Source organism: Archangium lansingense, from assembly GCF_026626635.1.
Lineage (GTDB): Bacteria > Myxococcota > Myxococcia > Myxococcales > Myxococcaceae > Archangium > Archangium lansingense.
In genome coordinates, this window is record NZ_JAPNKA010000001.1 from 5,072,377 (window position 1) to 5,079,948 (window position 7,572).

At 66.4% G+C, this 7,572-nt stretch carries 8 protein-coding genes; 6 read left to right on the forward strand and 2 right to left on the reverse strand.

The window, feature by feature from the left end; all coding sequences use genetic code 11:
* Positions 1–216 precede the first annotated feature (216 nt).
* From OV287_RS20880 to OV287_RS20890, 3 genes are all read left to right on the forward strand, one after another.
* Positions 217–963 (forward strand): sigma-70 family RNA polymerase sigma factor, encoded by a 747-nt coding sequence (locus OV287_RS20880; protein ID WP_267535796.1) that lies wholly within the window; start codon positions 217–219, stop codon positions 961–963.
* 132 nt (positions 964–1,095) lie between these two features.
* On the forward strand, positions 1,096–1,839 hold the full coding sequence (locus OV287_RS20885) for a tetratricopeptide repeat protein (RefSeq protein WP_267535797.1): 744 nt from the start codon (positions 1,096–1,098) through the stop codon (positions 1,837–1,839).
* Positions 1,840–1,850: 11 nt separating this feature from the next.
* Entirely contained in the window at positions 1,851–3,701 is a 1,851-nt protein-coding gene (locus OV287_RS20890; protein WP_267535798.1) for an AMP-dependent synthetase/ligase, read from the forward strand.
* A gap of 141 nt (positions 3,702–3,842) precedes the next feature.
* On the opposite strand, the gene OV287_RS20895 is transcribed toward OV287_RS20890, so the two are convergent.
* Both OV287_RS20895 and OV287_RS20900 read right to left on the reverse strand, forming a co-directional pair.
* Positions 3,843–4,064, reverse strand: a complete 222-nt coding sequence (locus OV287_RS20895; protein ID WP_267535799.1) for a twin-arginine translocase TatA/TatE family subunit — start codon at positions 4,062–4,064, stop codon at positions 3,843–3,845.
* Between the two features lie 110 nt (positions 4,065–4,174).
* The gene (locus OV287_RS20900; RefSeq protein WP_373371837.1) at positions 4,175–5,161 is read right to left on the reverse strand and encodes a sensor histidine kinase; all 987 of its coding nucleotides are present in this window, start codon (positions 5,159–5,161) and stop codon (positions 4,175–4,177) included.
* A 196-nt stretch (positions 5,162–5,357) separates the two neighbouring features.
* Here OV287_RS20900 and OV287_RS20905 point away from each other — a divergent pair, with 196 nt between their 5' ends.
* The 3 genes from OV287_RS20905 to OV287_RS20915 all read left to right on the forward strand — a co-directional run bounded on the left by OV287_RS20905 (position 5,358) and on the right by OV287_RS20915 (position 7,433).
* Entirely contained in the window at positions 5,358–5,732 is a 375-nt protein-coding gene (locus OV287_RS20905; RefSeq protein WP_267542387.1) for a response regulator, read from the forward strand.
* 89 nt (positions 5,733–5,821) lie between these two features.
* Entirely contained in the window at positions 5,822–6,151 is a 330-nt protein-coding gene (locus OV287_RS20910; protein WP_267535800.1) for an SCP2 sterol-binding domain-containing protein, read from the forward strand.
* 109 nt (positions 6,152–6,260) lie between these two features.
* Positions 6,261–7,433, forward strand: a complete 1,173-nt coding sequence (locus OV287_RS20915) for a CaiB/BaiF CoA transferase family protein (RefSeq protein WP_267535801.1) — start codon at positions 6,261–6,263, stop codon at positions 7,431–7,433.
* Positions 7,434–7,572: the final 139 nt, after the last annotated feature.

Below are 7,572 nucleotides of genomic sequence, written 5' to 3' on the forward strand. Positions count from 1 at the left end.
GGACACGCTCGTTTCTCGGGGCCAAGGTCATTTCCCACCCTGTTTCGGAGGCCGTCACGCGCTTGTGACGCTTCGGCCCGCTTGTCGCCAGGGCAGGCGGGTCAAATAACCCCGAATGGAAATGCGAAACGCTTCGGGACGTTGTGCGTCCTAGAGATGTGGACGCGGAACCGGGGGGCGAGCGCGTCCGTCACATAGAGGAATGGAGACGCGAAAATGGCGAACAGGACGATGAAGTATGGAGCCGAGGGCCTGTCGCACTACCTGCGCCATCTTGGGGATCATTCGCAGTTGACCCGAGAGCAGGAGTACGAACTGGCCGGGCGCGCTCGCAAGGGTGATGAGGCCGCGCGGCAGCTGCTCGCGCAGTCCAACCTGGCCTTCGTGGTGGCGGTGGCGAAGAAATTCTCCAACCGTGGCGCCCGACTGGATGACCTCATCCAGGAAGGCAATGTGGGTCTGATGAAGGCGATCGAGCACTTCGATCCGAAGAAGAACGTGCGCTTCGCCACCTACGCGGTGTGGTGGATTCGCGCCTACATCACCCGCTATCTCAAGGACAACCGCAGCCAGGTGCGCGGCGGTGAGGCCGAGCGCGGCAGCATGACGGACTTCTCGCTGGACGCGAGCATCGACGAGGACGGCGAGACGACTTTCCTGGATCGCCTGGAGGACGGAGGCCCCTCGCCTCAGCAGCTCTTCCTGTCTCGCGAGCAGAACGAGGAAGTCCAGGAGGCGCTGGCCAAGGTGCGCAAGCGCATTGGCGACCTGGGGTGGGACATCCTCACCGAGCGGCTCACGCAGGACAAGCCGCGCACGCTGGAGGAGCTGGGCCAGCGTTGGGGCGTGTCGCGCGAGCGCGTGCGGCAGGTGGAGCTCAAGACGAAGAACTTCCTTGAGCGCTACCTGGCCCCCTTCAACCAGGATGAGGAGCAGCACGACTCCTCTGCTGACGCCGCCTGACCTCCAGGACAGGCTCCATGTCGGCGAACAACTCAGGCGGTATCCGAGGTGCCCAGCGCACCGCGGGTACCGCCTTCGTCGTTTCCGGGGCCCGGTTGCTGGTGAAGGAAAGCGCGTGCTAACACGCTCCGTATGCGCTCGATTTCACTTGCCCTTTTCCTCCTGGCGGCCTTCCCCGTGCTGGCCGCGACCCCCGAAGAGCTGTCCGCCTGGGATGCCCAGTACGAGCAGAAGCGGGGAGATGCCGCCGCGGTGAAGCAGCTCGACGAGGCCCTGAAGAAGGCCGTCGAGGCCACGCCCGAGGACTACGAGGTGCTGTGGCGCGCGGCCCGTATCCGCAACTGGCAGGCGGATGGCTCCACGGACGCGAAGGTCAAGAAGTCCCTGGGAAAGCAGGTGTGGGAGCTGGGTGACCGCGCCCGGAAGGTGGAGCCGAGCCGGGTCGAGGGCCATTACTTCGCGGCCCTGGGCATCGGCGCCTACTCGGAGGCGGTGGGCATCCTCGCGGCGCTCGGTGAGGGGCTGGAGAGCAAGTACAACGAGCGCCTGGACGCCGCGCTGAAGATCGACGCGATGTACGGCCGCGGTGGGCCGCTGCTGGCCAAGGGGCGCTACTTCTACAAGCTGCCCTGGCCCAAGCGGGATTTGAAGAAGTCCGCCTCGCACTTCCAGAAGGCGATCGCCAAGCACCCCGAGGCGCTGCGCGCCTGGCTGTACCTGGCTGAGACGCAGCTGGCCGATGGCGAGGAGAAGAAAGCGCACGAGGCCATCCTTAAGGTTACTCAAGGAAGTGTGGGATACGACCCGGCCGAGGGCCATCGCGTGAAGGAGTGGGCGAAGCCGGTCCAGGCCGCCATCGAGGAGAAGCTCAAGTAGGAGGAGCTCACATGAGAGCGGAGACCCAGCTGGCTACCCCGGAGGCGCGTAACCTCGTCGAACTGCTGCTCCAGCGGGCGCAGTCACCCACGAAGGTGGCCGCGAGTTGGAAAACGGGGGGCCGCTGGGAGGACGTCACATGGGGACGCATCCTCGAGGACGTGAAGGTATTGTCCGCCGGCCTCATCGCCCAGGGCGTGAAGCCGGGGGACCGGGTGGCCATCTTCGCGGACACCAGTCTGCAATGGGTGGTGTGCGACCTGGCCATCTCCGCCGCGCACGCCGTCACCGTCCCCATCTACGCGTCCAACACGCCGGATGAGGCCCGCTACATCCTCAACCACTCCGAGTCGTCGCTCGTCTTCGTGGACCATGACGAGCAGACGGCCAGGCAGCCCGGTCGCGCCACCCGCATGCGGCAGAAGCTCGCCGAGTGTCCGAGCGTGCGCAAGATGGTGCTCCTAGAGGGGGCAGGCTCGGGTGAGGCGGAGCTGACGCTCGCGCAGTTGATGGAGCAGGGCCGCGGGGCGCATGCCGCCCGCCCGGAGGACTTCGACGAGCGGGCGCGGGCGATGAAGCCCGAGGACGTCTGCTGCATCATCTACACCTCCGGCACCACGGGGGACCCCAAGGGCGTGCTGCTCACCCACGGCAACTGGGGCTACGAGGCCACCTCGGTGAAGGGCATCGGGCTGATGTCGCCCAACGACTCGGTGATGATGTTCTTGCCCCTGGCGCACTCCTTCGGGCAGGTGGTGAAGGCCGCGTGGCTGTCCATGGGCTTCCGCATGGTGTTCGCCGAGTCAGCGGAGAAGCTGCTGGGCAACCTCATGGAGACGCGCCCCACCATCCTTCCTGCGGTGCCGCGCGTCTTCGAGAAGGTCTACAACGGTGTCGTGGCCAACGGCTCGTCCGCGCCGGGGGTGAAGGGCCGCCTGTTCCGCTGGGCCTTCTCACTCTTCGACGAGTACGTGGAGGCGAAGACGCAGGGCCGCGAGCCCGCCCACGTGGGCCTGGCCCTGGCGCGCAAGCTGGTGTTCAGCAAGGTGCGCGCCTCGCTCGATGAGAAGCTGGGCGGCAACATGCGCCTGTTCGCCTCGGGCGGCGCGCCGCTGTCCCGGAAGATTGCCTGGTTCTTCGATCTGCTCGGCTACAAGGTGCTGGAGGGCTACGGCCTCACCGAGACGTCCGCTGCCAGCTGCGTCAACCTGCCGGAGAAGATCAAGATCGGCACCGTGGGCCCGCCGCTGCCTGGCACCGAGGTGAAGGTCGCCGCGGATGGGGAGATCCTCTTGCACGGCCCGGGGGTGATGAAGGGCTACTACAAGAACCCGGAGGCCACCGCCGAGGTCCTCGAGCCCGATGGCTGGTTCCACACCGGAGACATCGGCGAGGTGGACGTGGACGGCTACGTCACCATCACCGATCGCAAGAAGGACATCATCGTCACCTCCGGCGGCAAGAACGTCTCACCGCAGAACATCGAGAACACGCTCAAGACGTTCCCCCTCGTCAGCCAGGCCGTGGTCCACGGCGACAAGCGCAAGTACCTGGTGGCGCTCGTCACGGTGGCCGAGGAGCCCGCACGCAAGCTGCTCGCCGAGAAGGGGGTGAAGCCCGGCAACTACGCGGAGCTGTGCCGCCGGCCGGAGCTGCAGGCCGCGGTGCAGGAGATCCTCGACAAGGTGAACGCGGCGCTGCCGTCCTACAGCACCCTGAAGCGCTTCGCGGTGATGGAGGCGGACTTCAGCCAGGAGACGGGTGAGCTGACGCCGAGCCTCAAGGTGAAGCGCAAGCACGTCAGCCAGAAGTTCAAGGCGGTGCTGGACGGGCTCTACGACAAGGACGACCGCGCGGACTGAGCACTCCTCCTCCCTCTCCCTCTGGGAGAGGGTCGGGGTGAGGGTGTACCCCTGTCCCGCAAGCAACGACGCCCGTGCCAGGCTCTCGCGGAAGAGAGAGCGGCGCGGGCGTGACCCTGCGAGAGATAGGAAGCGGGAGCCTCAGCCCTGGTGGCTGGTGCTGCGGGCGGTGGCGTCCTTCTCCACCGTGGTGCTGCTGGCGAGCGGTCCCGGCTGCTTCTTGTCGTCGGTAGCGGGCGCGTCGTCGCTGCTGAAGCTCCGCTTGAAGTTCCGGATGGAACTGCCCAGCGCGGAACCGAGCTGCGGTAGGCGCGAGGCTCCGAACAAGAGCAGCAGCACCGCCATGATCAGCAGAATTTCCATCGGTTTCAGACCCAGCACAGGGGCTCCTTGAGAAAATACCGAGGCAGGATAGCCCCCCGGGGCGCGGGTCGCCAGCATGACGAGAGGGCCGTTCAGGCCTGGACGCCTACCTAGGAAGCGAGGGCGATAGGGAGTGTAAGGTGAAGGGTGGTGCCCCCCACATCGGTTGACACTCCTACCGAGCCGCCGAGCGCCTCCACCTCCTGCCGGGCGAGCCCCAACCGTAGTGGATCCTCCAGCTTCTTCTCCCGGAAGGCCCGCTCCTCGCGCGCGAAGGCGAGAGCGGTGTCCTCCTCCGACAAGGGCACACCGTCGCGCCGCACCTCCACCCGAAGGTTTCCTCCCTCCGTCCGTGCCCGCACCCGGAGCTGCTCCCCGGCCTGGGCGCGTAGCAGATGGTGGCGGATGAAGGCCTCCACGGCGTGCTGCACACGGCCTCCGTCGATCTCGACCTCGGGTAGGGGCTCTGCCGGCAGCTCCAGGCTCAGCGCGACGCTCGCCGTGCCCGCAGCCTCCAGGTGGTGCTCCACGGCATTGGCGAGCAGGGGCTCGATTGCCTGCTTCTCCCGCTCGCAGGCCAGCATTCCCAGGTCCGCCCGGCTCGCATCGAAGAAGTCCTGGGCAAAGGTCAGTGCTTTGTCCGTGTTCCGAAGAATGGTCTCCAACCCTCGTTTTGCCTTGGGCTCGAGGGGGATGCGGCCATTGAGCAGCAGGGCGGCGTAGGAGCGCACGTTGGCTAGGGAGCCCCGCAAGTCATGAGAGGCCAGACCCAGATAGCGGACCCGTCGGCGCACGAGCTCCTCGTCGCCCTCCGCGGGCTGGGTCCACACGAGCTGCGTGCCGTCCTCCATGGGGCTCTCACCCGCTCGTACCAGCCTCCCGTCGTGCTCCCAGAGATTCGTACCCGGCCGGGGGTGGAAGCCCACCGCCTCCAGCAGCTCCACCAGCGAGCCCGCGCTCTCGGGAAGCCGCTCCACGCCCAGGTGGGAGCGCAGCCGGCCGTCCACCTCGCGAACGAGGCCCCGCCGCGAGAGGATGGCGAACCCGGGCTCGTCCTCTCCGGCCGCCGCCTGTCGCCATTCCCCCTCGTGCCTCACGCCTGCCGTCTCCTCGTCCATGGGTTAGGAAAACGGTGGGTCGGCAATGTCGATTTTGCAACGTGCCTGCCTCGTTGCCCTACGAGCCGGTTGAATTCTTCCTCACCTTCCCGTCCCTTGAGTGAAAATCGAGGGCGCGCAACCCCAGGAGAAGAACCTGTCTTCCGCCAATCTTCAGCACCAGGGTTCCAATGTCGTGCTGGTGGTCGATGACGACCCGGACATCCTCGAGGCTCTCTCGGAGATTCTCGAGGCCGAGGGCTTCGAGATCCGCCGCGCCCGCAATGGCAAGGAGGCCCTGGATCGGCTCGAGCCGGATCCTCCCCAGCTCATCCTCCTGGACTTGATGATGCCGGTGATGGACGGCTGGGAGTTCGCCCAGCGCATGCGGCAGCGGCCCTCGGTGGCCGGCATTCCGCTCATTGTCCTCAGCGCGGATCGCAACGTGGGCAGCAAGGCCACGGACATTGGCGCGGTGGGGCACCTGGCCAAGCCCTTCGAGCTGAATGACTTGTTGGAGATGGTCCGGCGTTCGCTGGGTCAGGCCCAGGCCTCCAGTGCCGGGCGTTGAGCCACCACGCGGCTTGACCGGCCCGGACACCCTCATTACGGTGCCGGCCGGACGTTGACTCACCAGTCAATCCCTCAAAGGAGAGAGCGATGTCGAACGCGCAGGAGATCATCGAGAAGGACATTCCGGCCGCGCTGCAGCAGAAGCCGGAGCTGGCCAAGGACATCAACTCGGTCATCCACTTCAACATCACCGGTGACAACGGTGGCACCTGGACGCTGGACTGCACCAAGTCCGACAACTGGGTGACGAAGGGGGCCGAGGGCAGCCCGAAGATGACCGTCACCGTCAGCAACGACGACTTCGTGAAGATCCGCGCCAAGCAGCTCAACGCGCAGATGGCCGCGATGCAGGGCAAGCTCAAGTTCAAGCCGATGGACATGGGCCTCGCCATGAAGCTGGCGAAGCTGCTCGGCTAGAGCTGTCGGAGCCGCGCTCTCGGGCGCGTTGCTCCTCGGGCGGCGTGTGCTCCTCCTCGGGGCCGCGCCGCTTCTTTTTTGTCTACCCCCCAGCCCCACTCCCCCCACCATGAACACGCTTCCCCTGTCCGGACTCAAGGTCCTGGATCTCTCCCGTCTTCTGCCCGGCCCCTACGCCACGCTGGTGCTCGCTGATCTCGGCGCCACGGTGGACAAGCTCGAGGACCCCCAGGGCGGTGACTACATCCGCCAGATGGCGCCCCTGCGCGACGAGGAGAGCGCGCTCTTCTACGGGCTCAACCGCAACAAGCGCTCGCTGACGTTGGACCTCAAGTCCCCCGAAGGGCGCGAGGCTTTCAAGCGCTTGGTGCGTGGCTACGACGTACTGCTCGAGAGCTTCCGGCCCGGTGTCATGGACAAGCTGGGCCTGGGCTTCAGCGTGCTGCAACAGGAGAACCCGCGGCTCGTCTACTGCGCCATCTCTGGTTACGGGCAGACGGGGCCGGACCGGCTCAAGGCGGGGCATGATCTCAACTACGCGGCGCGCGCGGGCGTGCTCGGCTACGGCGGCGAGGCGGACGGCGCGCCGGCCTTCCCGGGCGTGCAGCTGGGAGACATCGGCGGCGGCAGCCTCTTCGCGCTGGTGGGCCTCCTCGCGGCGCTCCACGAGCGCGAGCGCACCGGGCAGGGCCGCTTCGTGGACGTGTCCATGACGGACGGCGCACTGGCCTTCCTCCACATGCACCTGGCGGCCCGGCTCTACATGGGTGAGCAGGGCCAACCGCTGCGCCGCGGCCGCGAGACGCTCAACGGCGGCTACGCCTGTTACGGGCTGTACCGCACCCGCGATGGTCGCTACCTGGCCGTGGGGGCGCTGGAGCCCAAGTTCCTCGCCGGCGTGTGCCAGGTGTTGGGGCGGCCGGAGTTGCTCGCGGACGCCTATGACACCGGTGAGGCCGGCGCGCGCGTGAAGGCCGAGTTCACCCGGCTCTTCGCTGAGCACCCCCTGGCGTACTGGAAGGAGCGCTTCGCCGGAACGGATGTGTGTGTCGAACCCGTGCTCGAGGGCGACGAGGTGCTCGAGGATCCCCAGCTCCGCGCCAGAAATCTGTTCGTGGAGTCTGAAGACACCCAACGTGGGAGACGAGTGACCCACCTCCTCACGCCGCTGCGCATGGGCGAGACACCGCTGCGTCCTCCCCCCTCTCTTGGACAGCACACACATAAAATTCTTTCTGAGGCAGGCTTTAGCTCGGAAGAAATTGAAAGGCTTGTCAAATAGGTTTTGTCTGGAATTGATGTGAACTTCAAGCGGGAGATGCGGGGCTGCATGAATCCCGGATCTCCCGTAAAGTATGGGGGTCTGTCTTTACCCGCTACACACGCAAAGTGAGACATGCGATTTTGGGGTTCGTCGAGTC